Origin of the sequence: Cellulophaga baltica (genome assembly GCF_018861125.1) — a bacterium.
GTDB lineage: Bacteria > Bacteroidota > Bacteroidia > Flavobacteriales > Flavobacteriaceae > Cellulophaga > Cellulophaga baltica_A.
Genome location: NZ_JAHKQN010000004.1, coordinates 19,634 through 36,926 on the forward strand (window position 1 = coordinate 19,634; position 17,293 = coordinate 36,926).

General features: G+C 32.2%; 11 protein-coding genes. 7 read left to right on the plus strand and 4 right to left on the minus strand.

Features of this window, described 5'->3' with window-relative positions; all coding sequences use genetic code 11:
- The first annotated feature begins 23 nt into the window (after positions 1–23).
- Positions 24–2,576 carry an ATP-dependent Clp protease ATP-binding subunit gene (locus tag KO500_RS00165; RefSeq protein WP_215954471.1) on the plus strand — a complete coding sequence of 851 codons (2,553 nt, stop codon included), beginning with the start codon at positions 24–26 and terminating at the stop codon, positions 2,574–2,576.
- Between the two features lie 310 nt (positions 2,577–2,886).
- Entirely contained in the window at positions 2,887–3,288 is a 402-nt protein-coding gene (locus KO500_RS00170) for an STAS/SEC14 domain-containing protein (protein ID WP_215954472.1), read from the plus strand.
- A 28-nt stretch (positions 3,289–3,316) separates the two neighbouring features.
- Here the strand turns inward: KO500_RS00170 and KO500_RS00175 are convergent, their stop codons facing one another.
- Positions 3,317–4,873, minus strand: coding sequence for an NAD(P)H-hydrate dehydratase (locus tag KO500_RS00175; protein WP_215954473.1), 1,557 nt, complete (start codon positions 4,871–4,873; stop codon positions 3,317–3,319).
- Positions 4,874–5,147: 274 nt separating this feature from the next.
- Here KO500_RS00175 and thrA point away from each other — a divergent pair, with 274 nt between their 5' ends.
- From thrA to thrC, 3 genes are read left to right on the plus strand one after another with little or no spacing between them, the layout of a single operon-like run.
- On the plus strand, positions 5,148–7,592 hold the full coding sequence (thrA, locus tag KO500_RS00180; RefSeq protein ID WP_215954474.1) for a bifunctional aspartate kinase/homoserine dehydrogenase I: 2,445 nt from the start codon (positions 5,148–5,150) through the stop codon (positions 7,590–7,592).
- A gap of 12 nt (positions 7,593–7,604) precedes the next feature.
- A complete protein-coding gene (locus KO500_RS00185) occupies positions 7,605–8,531 on the plus strand; it encodes a homoserine kinase (RefSeq protein WP_215954475.1) in 927 nt (308 codons plus the stop codon).
- A gap of 13 nt (positions 8,532–8,544) precedes the next feature.
- Positions 8,545–9,846, plus strand: coding sequence for a threonine synthase (gene thrC, locus KO500_RS00190; protein WP_215954476.1), 1,302 nt, complete (start codon positions 8,545–8,547; stop codon positions 9,844–9,846).
- 71 nt (positions 9,847–9,917) lie between these two features.
- Here thrC and KO500_RS00195 read toward each other — a convergent pair whose 3' ends face one another.
- The 3 genes from KO500_RS00195 to KO500_RS00205 all read right to left on the minus strand — a co-directional run bounded on the left by KO500_RS00195 (position 9,918) and on the right by KO500_RS00205 (position 15,040).
- Positions 9,918–10,868, minus strand: a complete 951-nt coding sequence (locus KO500_RS00195; protein WP_215954477.1) for a polysaccharide lyase family 7 protein — start codon at positions 10,866–10,868, stop codon at positions 9,918–9,920.
- 190 nt (positions 10,869–11,058) lie between these two features.
- A complete protein-coding gene (locus KO500_RS00200; protein WP_215954478.1) occupies positions 11,059–12,945 on the minus strand; it encodes a polysaccharide lyase family 7 protein in 1,887 nt (628 codons plus the stop codon).
- Between the two features lie 370 nt (positions 12,946–13,315).
- Positions 13,316–15,040, minus strand: a complete 1,725-nt coding sequence (locus KO500_RS00205; RefSeq protein WP_215954479.1) for a carbohydrate-binding protein — start codon at positions 15,038–15,040, stop codon at positions 13,316–13,318.
- Positions 15,041–15,290: 250 nt separating this feature from the next.
- On the opposite strand from KO500_RS00205, the gene gcvT reads away from it, so the two are divergent.
- The gene (gcvT, locus tag KO500_RS00210; RefSeq protein WP_215954480.1) at positions 15,291–16,376 is read left to right on the plus strand and encodes a glycine cleavage system aminomethyltransferase GcvT; all 1,086 of its coding nucleotides are present in this window, start codon (positions 15,291–15,293) and stop codon (positions 16,374–16,376) included.
- Positions 16,376–17,290: a glutaminase gene (locus KO500_RS00215; RefSeq protein ID WP_215954481.1), complete on the plus strand. Its 915-nt coding sequence runs from the start codon at positions 16,376–16,378 to the stop codon at positions 17,288–17,290. Before gcvT ends, KO500_RS00215 begins: the two co-directional genes overlap by 1 nt.
- Positions 17,291–17,293: the final 3 nt, after the last annotated feature.

The window sequence follows — 17,293 nt, forward strand, 5'->3', positions numbered from 1 at the left end:
TTTTATTGTTGAAAGGAAAGTATATGGATGATAATTTTTCACCTAGAGTAAAAGATGTAATTGCTTACAGTAAAGAGGAAGCTTTAAGACTTGGTCACGATTTTATTGGTACCGAGCACTTAATGCTTGGCCTATTACGTGATGGAAGTGGTAAAGCAATAAGCATACTTGACGCTTTAGACGTGGACTTAAATCACCTGAGAAGAAAGGTTGAAATTTTAAGTCCAGCAAACCCAAGCGCTAGTCCAATGCAAAAAGACAAAAAGAATTTGCATTTAACAAGGCAAGCAGAGCGCGCATTAAAGACAACTTTTTTAGAAGCTAAACTTTTTCAAAGCTCTTCTATTAATACAGCACACCTATTGTTATGCATTCTTAGAAATGAGAATGACCCAACAACAAAACTACTTCATAAATTGAAAGTAGATTATGATGGTGTTAAAGAACAATTTAAATCTATGATTACAAGTGATGATGATTTTATAGATTCTCCAACTTCAGAATCTTTTCCAAATGACGCTAATGAAGATGCGGATGGAAAAGAAGGTACATTTGGAAGTAGCAGTGCTACACCAAAAGGAAACAAGAAATCTAAAACTCCTGTTTTAGATAATTTTGGCCGTGATTTAACCATGATGGCTGAAGAAAATAAATTAGACCCTGTTGTTGGTAGAGAAAAAGAAATTGAGAGAGTTTCTCAAATTTTAAGTAGAAGAAAGAAAAACAACCCGCTACTTATTGGTGAGCCTGGTGTTGGTAAAAGTGCCATTGCCGAAGGCTTAGCCTTGAGAATTGTAAACAAGAAAGTTTCAAGAATTCTTTACAACAAAAGAGTTGTAACTCTTGATTTAGCTTCTTTAGTTGCAGGTACAAAATACCGTGGACAATTTGAAGAACGCATGAAAGCGGTTATGAATGAACTTGAAAAGAATGATGATATTATTCTTTTTATTGATGAAATTCATACAATCGTAGGTGCTGGTGGTGCCACAGGAAGCCTTGATGCTTCTAACATGTTTAAACCTGCGTTGGCAAGAGGTGAAATACAATGCATTGGAGCCACGACTCTTGATGAATACAGACAGTATATTGAAAAAGATGGTGCATTAGAACGTCGTTTTCAAAAAGTAATTGTTGAACCTACAAGTGTAGACGAAACAATAGAAATACTAAAAAACATTAAAGGTAAATATGAAGATCACCATAATGTTATTTATACTGATGAATCACTAGAAGCTTGTGTAAAGTTAACGAACAGATATATGACTGATCGTTTTTTACCAGACAAGGCTATTGATGCTCTTGACGAAGCTGGTTCTCGTGTTCATATTGTAAATATGGACGTACCTAAGCAAATTCTAGAATTAGAAAAACAACTAGAAGAGGTTCGTGAGCACAAAAACACTGTAGTTAAAAAACAACGTTACGAAGAAGCTGCAAAGCTTAGAGATGACGAAAAGAAAATAGAAAAAGACCTTGCTAGTGCCCAAGAAAAATGGGAAGAAGAAAGCAAATTACATAGAGAAATTGTAACCGAAGATAACGTAGCCGATGTTGTATCTATGATGAGTGGTATTCCTGTAAACAGGATTGCTCAAACAGAAATCACAAAGCTTGCCGAATTACCTGAACTTATTAAAGGCAATGTTATCGGTCAAGATGACGCAGTTGCTAAAGTTGCAAAAGCTATTCAACGTAATAGAGCTGGGCTAAAAGACCCTAACAAACCAATTGGATCTTTTATTTTCTTAGGTCAAACTGGTGTTGGTAAAACACAGTTAGCCAAAGTACTTGCAAAAGAACTATTTGACTCTGAAGACGCCCTTATTCGTATTGATATGAGTGAGTATATGGAAAAATTCGCCATATCTCGTTTAGTTGGAGCACCTCCGGGATACGTTGGTTATGAAGAAGGTGGTCAATTAACTGAAAAAGTTCGTCGTAAGCCTTACGCTGTTGTTCTACTTGATGAAGTTGAAAAAGCACACCCTGATGTATTTAATATGATGCTTCAAGTGCTTGATGACGGATTCTTAACTGATAGTTTAGGACGTAAAATTGATTTTAGAAACACAATTATAATCATGACTTCTAATATTGGTGCACGCCAACTGAAGGATTTTGGTCAAGGAGTTGGTTTTGGAACTTCTGCAAAGAAATCACAAGTAGACAGCCACCAAAAAGGAGTAATTGAAAGTGCTTTAAAAAAGGCTTTTGCCCCTGAATTCTTAAACAGAATTGATGATGTGGTTGTATTTAACGCTTTGGAGAAAAAAGATATTCATAAAATTATTGATATTGAGTTACGCAAATTACTAGCTCGTATTAAAGACATAGGATATGAATTAACTTTATCTGAAAAAGCTAAAGATTATATTGCTGAAAAAGGCTTTGACAAACAATATGGAGCTAGACCTTTAAAAAGAGCTATTCAAAAATATATTGAAGATGCACTTGCTGAAGAAATAGTAAATTCAAAGCTTGAAGAAGGAGATACTATTTTCATGGATCTTGATGAAAAGAAAAATGAATTGACTATAAAAATTGATAAGGCTAAAAAAGAATCTGAAGCTTAATATCATACCATAATGAATAAAAAAGGAAGACTAATGTCTTCCTTTTTTTATTCCATAAATATTCAATCTTCTACAACTCACACATTAAAAAATACCATCTATACATTTTACTCTTTTTTTTACGCAAAAAACTCGTTACTAATTAAGATTACGACGATTAAAATGTAAGCCAAAACTCTCGCTTATAAACTTCAATCAAACAATATTCACTTCTTGAACGATATTTAGGTTTTTTATCTAATATTTTAACACAAAAAACAACTTAAGACTACTTTCGTAAACGAGACAACACTATATAAAATACCGGAGAATGAATATCGGACAATCGAAGAACAAAGTCATCGTTCAAGAGTATATTCTTGAGAGTGGCACCATACAAGTGTACAATGATTACATGGTAGGCATTTTCAACGAAGGAGCTACATTAACAATTGAAAGAGTTTATCAAATAATGGGTATTTCTGAAATACATTTCAGAAATAAAAACTTTGGATATATTAGTCTTCGAAAAAACTCTTACGCTTTAGACCCAGACATCTACAACTATATAAGAGAATTAGATAACTTAAAAGCACTTGCTATAGTTTCTGTTAAAGAAATTGACATGCATAATTTTAAAATTGAAAAGCTTTTCTACAAAAAGCAAATGAAGTTTTTTATAGAGTTTGATAATGCATTAGCTTGGGTAAAAAGAAGAGTTAAAGCTAAGTAAAAAAACTCTAACTCTTAATTTTTATACATTATTCTTGAGGTGATTGTTGCTCCTGCCCACCATTCTCTACTTGCTCTGGAACTTTAAACAAATCAACATAAGCACCACCAATACCATTTATTATGCTTGAAGCTATTAACGACTGATAACCTGTCGTTTCCACAGCTATATCTCCTGATTTTCCATGTAAATACACTCCAAAAATTGAGGCCTGTAAAGCATCATAACCTTGAGCTATTAAACTAGTAATTACACCCGTAAGCACATCACCACTACCTGCAGTTGCCATACCAGGGTTTCCTGTGGTATTTACATATCCTTTATCTTCATAAATTGTAATGGTATTAGCACCTTTAATAATTAAAACACAATCGTGCTTTTTAGAGAATGATTTTGCCTTTTTAAGCTTATCAAAATCGTCTTCCCATGCTCCAATTAATCGTTCTAATTCTTTAGGGTGTGGCGTTAGAACTGTTTTAGAAGGTAAACTTTCTAATAGCTCTTTGTTTTTAGATAGTATGTTTAACCCATCAGCATCAATTACTAAAGGTGTTTTGTTATTACTTAAAAAGTTTGCAAAAGCTGTTTTGACCTCATCCGAAGTTCCTAACCCCATTCCAATACCAATTACTTTTGGCTCAATATCAAATGATATTTCTGAAACTATTTTTTCATTTTCAGCAGTTAACACCATTATTTCAGGCAAAGCAGTTTGAAACGGGATATATCCACATTCAGGAACTAGAACAGAAACCAATCCGGCACCTGTAACTAAACATGCTTTAGAACTCAATTGAACCGAACCTATTTTACCGTAACTACCGCCAATAATTAAGGCATGACCAAAAGTACCTTTATGTGAATATTTTTCTCTAGGGATATAAATTGGCAATACTTCATTTTTACCTATAAGTTCAAAGTCAACATTCGTATTCTGAATATATTCAGGATCAATACCTATATCTAATATTTCCCATTGGTTAGCATATACCCCTGTTTGCGGTAAAAAGAAAACCAATTTAGGCGTCTGAAAAGTCAGCACATGATTTGCTTTTATCACTCCCTCTTCAATACTAGGAACACTATCCGTAAACAAACCAGAAGGCAAATCAACAGATAAAACAAAAGCTTTTGATGTATTAATGTGTTTCATTACATCTACAACCCAAGCATCAGGATTTCTATTTAAACCGATACCAAAAATAGCATCTATGATAATATCTTCAGGACTAATATCTGGTAATTCACAATCACTATTAATAAAATTAGGCCATATTTTTCTATCTTTTAAACGGTCTAGGTTTTTTAAAAAATCATCTGATCGTTTATCACTATAGTTTACAATATGAACTTCTATATTATAACCATGCTCCTGCAAATGTCTTGCAACAGCAACACCATCTCCACCATTATTACCAATACCACAGAAGATCTGAATTTTTACTGGAGCACCTTGCAATCGCATGTGCAACCAATTAAATATTTGAACCGCAACACGCTCCATTAATTCATTACTAGAAAGCTTTTGCTTTTTTATTGTAAATTCATCAGCTTTATAGATTTGTTCTGCACTAAAAATCTTCATTTATTAATAAAATTTGAAATATATTAGAATTTTCGTAAAAATTTGAGAAATCATTTGATAAAGAACTCAAAAATACTACATTTGAGCATATCTTAAAAAGATATAGAGACCCAAAATGGATAGTATATTTAATTTTTCTACAATTAACTTCGCTTGTGATACAACTATCACTATCAGCATCACAACCCCTTTGGGGTAAATTGCTATATATACTCGTCCCGTTTTTGCATATACATGCATCCCTATTTATTTTTCAAAATAACAATCTCATAAAATGAAAATTTTAAAATTTGGTGGTACTTCGGTAGCCAACGCAAAAAATATATCTTTAGTAAAAAACATAGTTGCTAATTCAAAAGCAGACAAAACAATAGTTGTTGTTTCTGCCTTAGGTGGTGTAACTGATTTACTTTTAAACACGGCACAATTAGCTTCTTCTCAAAACGAAGAATACAAATCAATTCTTAAGCAAATTGAAGACAGACATATTGCTACTATAAAAGAATTAATTCCTATTCTAGAACAAAGCACAGTATTAAGTAAAGTAAAAAGTGAATTGAACACACTTGAAACTTTAGTAGAAGGTGCTTTTTTAATTGGAGAAATTACACCTAAACTTTCAGATAAAATTGTAAGTTTCGGCGAGTTGTTATCTTCTTTTATTATTAGCGAATATTTTAAAGCTGAAAAATTAAGCTGTACTTATAAAGACAGTAGAGAAATTATAAAAACTAATAATAACCACGGCAAAGCTATTGTTGATTTTAACATTACAAACAACAACTGCAAAACGTACTTTTCTAAAGTATCAGAAAGTATAATAATCATGGGTGGTTTTATTGCATCATCAACTACTGGAAACTCTACAACATTAGGTCGTGGAGGTTCTGACTATACTGCTGCCATTGTTGCAAGTGCTGTTGATGCAGAAATTTTAGAGATTTGGACCGATGTTAGTGGTATGTATACTGCAAATCCTAAATTGGTAAAACAAGCAGTTCCAATTCCTCATATATCATATGAAGAAGCTATGGAGCTTTCACATTTTGGGGCAAAAGTTTTATACCCACCAACAATACAACCCGTACTTTCAAAAGGAATTTCAATAGTAATAAAAAATACTTTTGATTCTGAAAGTTCAGGTACTTTAATTACAAAAAACAAAAACGAAGAAGGCAAAACCATTCGTGGTATTAGCCATGTTGAAAATATAGCATTAGTATCTTTAGAAGGTTCAGGAATGGTTGGCATCCCTGGAATATCAAAACGCTTTTTTGAAGTTCTTTCTCAAGCAGGTATCAGCGTTGTACTTATTACACAAGCATCTTCTGAGCATTCAATTTGTGTAGGTATTTCAGAATATGATACTGATAAAGCGGTTGCTATAGTAAATGAAGCTTTTGAATATGAAATTTCATTAGGTAAAATCAAACCTACAATAGCTGAGAAAAACTTAGCCATTATTGCGCTTGTTGGTGATAATATGAAAAAACACCAAGGACTAAGCGGTAAAATGTTCAGTGCTCTAGGAAAAAACAATGTAAATATTAGAGCTATTGCACAAGGTGCTTCTGAGCGTAATATTTCTGCTGTAATTGTAAAAGAAGATGTAAAAAAAGCACTAAACACTTTACATGAGCAGTTTTTTGAAGAAAACGTAAAGCAACTAAACCTGTTTGTAATGGGTGTTGGTAATGTTGGTAACAAATTCTTAGATCAAATTCAGCAACAGAAAAAATTCTTAAAAGAGAATTTAAAATTGAACTTAAGAGTTATTGGAATTTCAAACTCTAGAAAAATGTTTTTTGATGAAGATGGCATCAATTTAAAAGAGTGGAAATCTCTATTAGATAATGGTGAGAAAGCTGATAAAAAATTATTTTTTGAAAAAATTCAGAAATTAAATTACAGAAATAGCATTTTTGTTGATAATACAGCTAGTGCAGAAGTTTCTGAAACATATGCTTCATATCTAAAAAACAGCATTTCTGTTGTAACGTGTAATAAAATTGCTTGTTCTTCTGAGTTTAAAAACTATCAAAAACTTAAAGAATTAGCACGCCAGTACAATGCACCTTTCTTATTTGAAACAAATGTTGGTGCCGGTTTACCTATTATAGACACCCTTAAACATTTAATTGCTTCTGGTGATAAAATATTAAAGATTCAAGCAGTACTATCAGGGAGTTTAAACTTTGTATTCAACAACTTTGATGACAAAACCACATTCCATGATGTGGTTAAACAAGCACAAGAAGAAGGCTACACAGAGCCGGATCCAAAAATAGATTTAAGTGGTATTGACGTAATGCGTAAAATATTAATTTTAGCACGTGAAAGTGGTAATAAAATTGATATTGATGAAATAGGGAATACTCCTTTTTTACCTCAAGAAAGTTTAGATACAACAAATAATGAAGACTTTTTTGCAACTTTAGTAAAACACGAAGCTGATTTTCAAAAAACATATAAAGAAGCTACTGAAAAGAATAGCAAACTTAAATATGTTGCGCAGTTTGAAAATGGTAAAGCAAGTGTAGGTTTACAAGAAATACCAAAAGGTCATGATTTTTATAATTTAGAAGGTAGTGATAATATTGTACTTTTTTATACAGAAAGGTATCCTAACCAACCTATGATTATAAAAGGGGCTGGTGCAGGAGCTGATGTTACTGCTTCAGGTATTTTTGCTGATATCATCAGAATAGGTAATTTTTAATTCAACAAAAAAATGAGTGCATACGAGATAAGAGTTTTTTGTCCTGCAACTATTGCAAATGTATCTTGCGGTTTTGATGTATTAGGTCTTGCATTAGATGCTGTTGGAGATGAAATGGTGGTTAGAAAAACTGTAGAAAAAGGTATAAAAATAACAAAACTTGAAGGCCAAAATTTACCATTAGAAACTCTACAAAATGTTGCAGGTGTTGCCGGTTTAGCATTTTTAGCTGCTTGCGATTACGAGGGTGGTTTTGAAATTGAAATTTATAAAAAAATAAAAGCTGGTAGCGGTATTGGCTCAAGCGCAGCAAGTTCAACAGGTGCCGTTTGGGCTATGAATGAGCTAATTGGAAAACCATTTTCACCTTTAGAATTAGTTAAATTTGCAATGGAAGGTGAACGCTTGGCAAGCGGGGTTCCGCATGCTGACAATGTCGCTCCTGCCCTATTTGGTGGTTTTACTTTAGTTAGAAGTTACATTCCATTAGATGTAGTGAAAATTAATACGCCAAGCGAATTATACGCTACTGTTATTCACCCACAAATTGAAGTAAAAACATCAGACTCAAGAAGAATTTTAAAAACTACAATTTCTCTTGAAGATGGTATTAAGCAATGGGGAAATGTCGGCGGATTAATTGCTGGGCTTTTTACTGAAGATTACGATTTAATATCAAGATCACTAGAAGATCATATTGTTGAACCTATCCGTTCTATACTTATACCAGGTTTTGACTCCGTAAAACAAAAAGCATTAGACAATGGGGCTTTAGGTTCTGGGATTTCAGGTTCTGGGCCATCAATTTTTGCTTTAAGTAAAGGTGAAGAAACCGCAAAAAATGTTGCTAAAGCAATGACCGAAGTATACGACAAAATTGGAATCGATTACGATATTCATGTTTCAAAAATAAACTCAGAAGGAATAAAAATAATATAGTAAATAGCTACTTATGAACTTTTACAGTCTAAATAAAAAAGCACCGAATGTAACTTTTAAAGATGCAGTCATAAAAGGTATAGCTCCTGATCGTGGCCTTTACTTTCCTGAAAGTATTACGCCTTTACCAAAAGAGTTTTTTGATAGTATAGAAAACTTAACAAATATTGAAATTGCTTTAAAAGCTATTCGTCAATTTGTTTCTGATGATATTAATGATGAAAAATTAAAAGATATACTTGAAGGCGTTTTAAGTTTTGATTTCCCCGTTATAGAAATTAACGAGAATGTTGGAACATTAGAGCTTTTTCATGGACCAACACTTGCTTTTAAAGATGTTGGTGCTGGATTTATGGCAAGATGCCTTGGTCATTTTTCTGAAGAAAACAAAAATGAAGTGACTGTTTTAGTTGCCACATCTGGTGATACTGGTGGTGCCGTAGCTAATGGCTTTTTAGATGTTGAAGGAGTGAATGTTGTTATTCTTTACCCAAGTGGTAAAGTAAGTGATATTCAAGAAAAGCAATTAACTACACTTGGTAAAAACATTACCGCATTAGAAGTTAATGGTACTTTTGATGATTGCCAAACAATGGTAAAAACAGCATTTTTAGATACTGACCTTACTGATGCTATGCAGTTAACATCAGCAAACTCAATAAATGTAGCACGTTGGTTACCACAAATGTTTTACTTTATGTTTGCTTACAAGCAAGCTAAATCAAAAGGCAAAGAAATTGTATTTTCAATACCTAGTGGTAATTTTGGAAATATTTGTGCAGGTATGATTGCGCAACAATTAGGACTTCCTGTAAAACATTTTATAGCATCAACAAATATAAATGATGTTGTACCTCGTTTTATGGATACCAAAAGTTACGACCCCAAACCATCTCATGCTACAATATCAAATGCAATGGATGTTGGAGACCCAAGTAATTTTATAAGAATCAGACATATTTTTAATGATGATTTTGATCAAATAGCAAAACATTTATCATCATACTCTTATACAGATGAGCAGACTAAAGAAGCTATGAAAAAGCTTTATAATGATTTTAATTACACTGCTGATCCGCATGGAGCCGTTGGATATTTAGGATTGCAAAAATACCAAGAAACAAACCCTGACACTTACGGTATTTTCTTAGAAACTGCACATCCAGTGAAGTTTTTAGATGTAGTTGAAGATACAATTCAAGAAAACATTGAAATTCCTGAAAAAATCATCAAACAGATGAAGAAAAAGAAAAAGTCTATTGAAATATCAACTTATGAAGAGCTTAAAAACTATTTATTAGTAGCTAAGAAATAAGACTATATTTATCTTATAAAAAAAGGGTATTCATTAAGTGAATACCCTTTTTTTTATATTGTAACTTAAGTTTAATCGTGTGTAGCATAAAAATCATAAACTACAACTTCTCCGTAATTATTCTCATCATCAGTATCATCACCTTCTCTTTCAGCATTACTTTGCGTATAATTCCCAATTTTAAAATAAGAATCTTCATATGCTAAATCCATTAAAACAGTAGATCCGTCAGCTTCTACCAAATAATCTGAAGCAGTACCTGCATCAAACTTATCTTTTAATGTACCATCTTCACTATAGTAACAATAATGCTTATCATCAATTACTTCAAATATAACCTCATGAATTGTACCTAATGTGTAGCTTGTTGAAATAGTAACATCTTCACGCAATTGACCACCATTAAAACTTAAAAACAAATGAGAACCTTCTAAACGTAACACCATTGAATCATCAATACCCGCTTCTTTATCTCCATGAATTTGCGTAGCCACTAAATCATCTTTATTAATTGGCAGGTGCGTAATAGCCTGTTTTGCATAAACTATATGAGTACCCTCGGTTGTCCAGTAAATATCACTATCACCATCTTCTGTTCTCTCTCTGAGTTCAGATCTTATATAGCTAGAATTAGGAGTTGTTCCATTATTACTTCGTATTGGAGCTTTAAAAACGATGCCATTTTTATCATCATTTACAAAAAAATATTCGTTGTTATCTTCATCACAAAGTGTTTTATCTTCTTCACCATCAGGATATGTAATTTTCCATTGATCACAATTCACCATTAAATCCGCAGGAATTAAAGCAGTACCTTCTTCCATTGATGTATCACCTTCTTCTACTTCATCATCAACTATTTCTTCATCAGTATCTGCATTTTCTTCTTCTGGCATTAAAATATCAATATCTTCATCCGCATCTGTTTCATTATTAGAACAACTTACAGTACCTAATAACATAAAAGCAAATAGGCAACTTAAATAAAAAGCTGGCCTTAATAACATATTTGTTTTTTTCATAATTTATAGCAATAAAATTTATTTGACAATAACTAAAGACTCAAATTTAGTCTTAATATTTAACGATTAATTACATTAAAAATTGTTTAATTATAACTAGCAACACCTGTAGAACGTAGTATTTCATCGAAAAAAAAGCCCTCGAAAAAATTCAAGGGCTTTAAACAAACATTTAAATTAAAAAAAATGGTTAGTCATGAGAAGTTTCTAACCTGTAAAAAGTTACTTGCTCGTAATCTGATGAGCTTGTAACTGTCTTATTGGCAGAATACAAACCTGCTTTGAAATACATGTAATCATCTTCTAAACCACTATCATTCATATCAAAAGTAGTAGAAGCAAGTGTACTTCCTGATTCATTATAGATATAAACATACATTGTATTACCTACAACTTCTATTTTATAAGAGAATACTTCACCAAGTTCAATACCATCTGACGGACTACCAGCACCTGTGTAATCACCAGCACCTGAACCAGTTTCTTCTACATAATCATCACCAAGTAAGTTTTCAAAAACTTCATCACCATCATTAGGATCATGAGCAAAATAGATTGCACCTTTACTATGACCTGGTTGTTTATGATAGTACAAACGAATTGGCTCATTATCACTTGCATGAATTTGTCCAATAATCACCCTACCTAATTGCGAGGTACTTTCAGATGTTGTTGTAACCCTGTTTACTGTTAAAGTTGCTTCCATTACACCATCAACACCACCTGCTTTAGATTGGTTACTAGAGCTAGATGAACTAAATACCCAGTTATTACCATTAATACCTTGCGTACTAATATCATCATTAGTACCACGTAACATTTCTCTTAACTCAACTCTAGAATATGTTGAATTTGTAGTTGTACCGGCTCCTTTAGGGTAATTTTTAAATACCATTCCACCATCAGAACCTGTATAAAACTGATCTTCAAGCTCAAAACCATCATTAATTTGCTCAACTGTTTTCTCTTCACCTGATGACAATGTTATTTTCCACGTTGAAAGATCAAAGTTTTCAGAAGGCGCCCAACTAGAATTTAAATCTCCAATTGCAACTTCTTCCTCTTCCTCTTCTTCCTCATCTTCAATTTCTTCTTCTAATTCAGATCCATCGATACTACCACTATACACTTGAACTTCTGCTAAAGAAAGGTTGTCTTCCCCTTTTAATTTAATACGCACTCTAGATCCAACAACACCACCAGTACTTAAAATTAAAGACGGGCTAGGTTCTTCTGTAATTGTAGATTTATATACTTGATCTCCATTTTCGTTGTAAACAAATACATCAAAATTTGTTAATCTATCTGTACAACAATCAGTTCTATTCCAAATTACAATATCTCCAATTTCATAATCATCACCTAAACGCACTTGCCACCAAGCTTCTGATTCTATATTTGTACGAGTTACACTATTATCACTACTATCATCACTCCACTCACCAGATGTATTACCATCAATAGCTAATGAAGCTGCTCCTACACCTGAAGTGTTTGTTGACGATTGTTCAGCTGTTCCACTTAAAGCAATGTTTTCAACAGTAGTTGATGCAACATCAATTGGAGTTATTGAAATCCAATTAATATTCCAACCACCACCAGTGGCTAATAATTTTAAAATACTTGAACCTTCTTCTAACTCTACCGTTTTTGAAGTAGTTACCCAACTTTGCCAACCACCAGACGCTGCTTTATTTACGTTCGATAATTTCGTATCATCTTGATAAAAATCAAATTTAGATGTTTCTGTTTTTGAAGCTACTCTAAAATCAAATTTGTAGCTTCCTGATGCAGGAACATCAATTTCATACTCTAAATAATCGCCTTCATCAATCCAACCAACATTTATACCGCCATCTGTATCTGATGTTGTTTCAGTTTTAATACCACTCATGGAATCAAAATTTTCTGCTTCTATCAAAATTTCCGAAGTTGAAGAAATAGAAGTTGATTCTGTAACTGAAAATTCTTGTAAATTTTCTTCATAAAAACTTTCATCCTCAGAACAATTGTAGGTAATTAGTGATGCTGACAATAGTAAAGCACCGTAACTAATTGATTTAATTTTTTTTTTCATTTTTTCTAATAAAATTTGAGTTAAATATTCTCTGGTCAACCAATCTGGTTTTCCAAATTTGAAAGCGCAATATTATAGCCTATGTTAAATTATTCAAAAAAAATTAATTTATTTTAGATGAAATACGTTAAAAAAGATACTATTCCTTAAATATGAGTAATCTAAATCCTACATTTATTTAATTTACTTTAAAGTAATTTTACGTTTTATAAAGATTATTTATGCATTTCATCGATAAAACACAATAATTGTAAATTTAATTTAGTGCGCTTCATCGGTAAATTTAAAGGAAATCACATTTTTACAAACAAAAAAAAGAGGTGTTCACAACTAGATGAACACCTCTTTAGTTTTGTTAAAAAATCACTAATTAATCATGATCTACAAAAAAGTCATAAACAACAACTTCTCCGTAATTATTCGAATTATCAGTATCACTACCTTCTTCATCAGCATTACTCTGCGTGTAATTACCTATTTTAAAATAAGACTGATCATAATCTAAATCCATCAACACCGAACTTCCACTATCTTGAACTAAATAAGCTGATGCATTACCACTTAAATATTTACTTCTTAAATCACCATCTTCACTGTAGTAACAATAATGCTTACCATTAATCACTTCAAAAATCACTTCATGAACTGTACCTAATGAATAGTTAGATTTAACGGTTACATCACTTCTTAATTTATTACCATTAAAACTTAAGAACATGTTTGAACCTTCCAATCTAAGTACCATTGCATCATCAATACCTGCATCTTTATCACCATGAATTTGAGTAGCTACTAAATGGTTTTTGTTGATTGGTAAGTGTGTAATTGCTTGTTTTACATAAACTACATGTGTACCATCTGTTGTCCAATAAATATCTGAACCACCATCTTCTGTTCTTTCTCTTAATTCAGACCTAACATAATCAGAATTAGGAGTAGTACCATTATTACTTCTAATTGGAGCTCTAAAAACCATTCCGTTTTTCTCATCGTTCACATAGAAATATTCATTATTAGCTTCGCCACATAATGTTTTATCTTCTTCACCATCAGGGTATGTTATTTTCCATTGATTACAATTATCCATTAAGTCAGATGGAATTGATGCATTACCTTCTGGTGTTGTTGTACCTGTACTAGTACCAAATATTTGCACTTCTGCTAAAGATAAAGGTGTTGCTGTATTTTTTTGCTTTACCCTAACTCTATCACCAGATACACCTCCTGTATTAATTGTTAAACTTGGGCTTGGGACTTGAGTATAAGTTTCTTTAAAAACTAAAGTATTACTACTATTATATATAAACACATCAAAATTGCTTAATCGACTACTACAACAAGAGTCTGTTCTATTCCAAATTACAACTTCTTCAATTGTAGTATTAGAATTTAATCGCACTTGCCACCAATCTAATTCATTAGAGTTATTTGTATGCGTTACACTACCACTACTCCATTTACCATTAGTATTACCATCAATGGCTAATTCTGCACCACCTGCAACACCTGAATAATCTGAAGATTGTTCAGCTTCACCAGCTAAGGCTAAATTTTCACTTAAGGTTACAGCTGCAACATCAACCGGAGTAATTCTAATCCAATTAATATTCCAACCACCACCGGTCGCTAATAATTTTAAAGTACTTGAGCCTGCTTCTAAATTTACAGTTTTAGAAGTAGTTACCCAAGTTTGCCAACCACCTGTTGCCGCTTTGTTTACATTAGATAGCTTTGTATTATCTTGGTAGAAATCAAATTTAGAGGTATTAGTTCTCGAAGCTACTCTAAATTCAAATTTATAACTACCTGATGCTGGTACATTAAAATCATACTCTAAATAATCTCCAGTGTCTATCCAGCCAACATTTGTACCGCCCCCAGTATCTGATGTTGATTCGGTTTTCACACCGTTCATTCCGTCATAATCTTCAGCTTGAAAAGTCAAAGCTGAAGATGTTGAGACGGTTACTTCTGCTACTGCAAATTCTTCTAAATTCTCCTCGTAAAAATTTTCCTTTTCTGTACAGCTGTACGTAAATATTGTTGCTGATATTAGCAACGCTCTTACGCACAATGGTTTAATAATTGTTTTCATTTTCATTGTAAGTTGAGTTAATATTAATTTAAAAAAACAAATTGGTTACCCAATTTGGATAACCAATAATAGAGCGTATATTGTAATATTCAAAATAAAAAGTTAAAATTTAGATGAAATGCACAATATTTTATTGAAATTTTACATTTTTTATAAAAATTAACTTGCAAACTGCTAAATATTCATCTTCAATTTTAAGTAAGCTTAGTCTAATATATTTTCAATAATTTTGAAGCTTAAAATCTGATATATGAAAAATACCGCTTTAACTCAATTACATGAACAACTAGGCGCCAAACTGGTTCCTTTTGCAGGCTATAATATGCCTGTATCTTATGAAGGTGTAAATATTGAACATGAAACGGTTAGGAATAGTGTTGGTGTTTTTGATGTTTCTCACATGGGGGAATTTTTAATAAGTGGCCCTAATTCTTTAGCTCTTATTCAAAAAGTAAGCTCTAATGATGCTACAAAATTAGAAATAGGTAAAGCTCAATATAGCTGCATGCCTAATGAAACTGGTGGTATAGTTGATGATTTAATTATCTACCAAATTAAAGAAGAACAATATTTATTAGTAGTAAACGCATCAAATATTGATAAAGACTGGAATCATATTTCAAAATACAATAAAGAATTTAATGCTGATATGCGCAATATATCAGAAGGGTATTCATTATTAGCTATTCAAGGTCCAAAAGCAGTTGATGCAATGCAATCATTAACATCAATAGATTTAGCCGCTATTAAATTTTATAATTTTAAGGTCGCTGATTTTGCAGGTATTGAAAATGTAATTATTTCAGCTACAGGTTACACAGGTTCTGGTGGATTTGAAATTTATTGTAAAAATGACGAAGTTGAACAGGTTTGGAACAAGGTCTTTGAAGCTGGAGAAAATTTTGGCATTAAACCTATAGGTTTAGCCGCTCGAGATACATTACGTTTAGAAATGGGGTATTGTTTATATGGTAACGATATTAATGATACTACTTCTCCTTTAGAAGCTGGTTTAGGCTGGGTTACTAAATTCTCTAAAGATTTTGTCAACAGTGAAAACTTAGCAAAACAAAAAGATACTGGAATTTCAAAAAAACTAATTGCTTTTGAATTAGATGAAAGAGGAATCCCTCGTCATGATTATGATATTGTAAACGAAAACGGCGAAAAAATTGGTATTGTAACTTCAGGTACTATGTCACCTTCATTGAGCAAAGGTATTGGCTTAGGTTATGTTCCTGTTGATCAAAGTAAAATAGGTTCTAAAATTTATATTCAAATTAGAAAAAAAGCTGTGCCTGCAACAGTTATTAAATTACCATTTTATAAAAGTTAATGATTGACTACACTACTATATTAAATACAATTCACAAAGAAGCTTCTACCTCAAAAAGCAAAGGTGAGATAGCTACTTACATACCTGAACTATCAAAAATTGATGTCAACAAATTTGGCATTCATTTAATTGATAAAGATAAAAATGAGTTTTCTTCTGGTGATGCACAAGAGAAATTCTCTATACAGAGTATCTCTAAGGTTTTATCATTGAGTCTCGTTTTAAGCTTAATTGGTGAGGATTTATGGAAACGTGTTGATGTAGAGCCATCTGGTGACCCTTTTAACCATTTATCACTTTTAGAACTTGAAAATGGAATTCCAAGAAATCCTTTAATTAATGCAGGAGCTATTGTAGTTGCTGATATTTTAATTTCAAAGCTAAAAAACCCGAAAGAAAATTTTTTAACTTTTATTCAAGATATTTCAGGCGATAAAAGTATTAACTTTGATGAAAAAGTTGCTCAGTCAGAAAAAGAAACTGGGTTTAATAATTATGCTGCTGCTAATCTTTTAAAGTCCTACGGCAATTTAAAAAATGATGTAGATACCGTTCTTGACTTTTATTTTCATCAGTGTTCTTTAACAATGACTTGCGCACAACTTACCAAAGTGTTTTTTATATTTATGAATCGCGGTAAGTGTTTGCAAAACAAAACCTATTTAACCACCAGCCAAGTAAAAAGAATTAACGCTATTATGTTAACCTGCGGTTTTTATGATGAAGCCGGAGAATTTGCTTTTGAGGTCGGCTTACCTGGAAAAAGTGGTGTTGGTGGTGGTATTGTAGCACTTTTACCAAATCATTTTTGTGTAGCAACATGGTCTCCTGGTTTAAACAAAAAAGGAAACTCTAAATTAGGCATGCTAGCATTGGAAAGATTAACGACAGAAACACAACAGTCAATATTTTAATAT

Coding starts and splice junctions, on each gene's coding strand:
- KO500_RS00170 (WP_215954472.1), top strand. CDS start 2,887: ATGAATATCGGACAATCGAAGAACAAAGTCATCGTTCAAGAGTATATT.
- KO500_RS00215 (WP_215954481.1), top strand. CDS start 16,376: ATGATTGACTACACTACTATATTAAATACAATTCACAAAGAAGCTTCT.
- KO500_RS00200 (WP_215954478.1), bottom strand. CDS start 12,945: ATGAAAAAAAAAATTAAATCAATTAGTTACGGTGCTTTACTATTGTCA.
- KO500_RS00175 (WP_215954473.1), bottom strand. CDS start 4,873: ATGAAGATTTTTAGTGCAGAACAAATCTATAAAGCTGATGAATTTACA.
- KO500_RS00185 (WP_215954475.1), top strand. CDS start 7,605: ATGAGTGCATACGAGATAAGAGTTTTTTGTCCTGCAACTATTGCAAAT.
- KO500_RS00205 (WP_215954479.1), bottom strand. CDS start 15,040: ATGAAAACAATTATTAAACCATTGTGCGTAAGAGCGTTGCTAATATCA.
- gcvT (WP_215954480.1), top strand. CDS start 15,291: ATGAAAAATACCGCTTTAACTCAATTACATGAACAACTAGGCGCCAAA.
- thrA (WP_215954474.1), top strand. CDS start 5,148: ATGAAAATTTTAAAATTTGGTGGTACTTCGGTAGCCAACGCAAAAAAT.
- thrC (WP_215954476.1), top strand. CDS start 8,545: ATGAACTTTTACAGTCTAAATAAAAAAGCACCGAATGTAACTTTTAAA.
- KO500_RS00195 (WP_215954477.1), bottom strand. CDS start 10,868: ATGAAAAAAACAAATATGTTATTAAGGCCAGCTTTTTATTTAAGTTGC.
- KO500_RS00165 (WP_215954471.1), top strand. CDS start 24: ATGGATGATAATTTTTCACCTAGAGTAAAAGATGTAATTGCTTACAGT.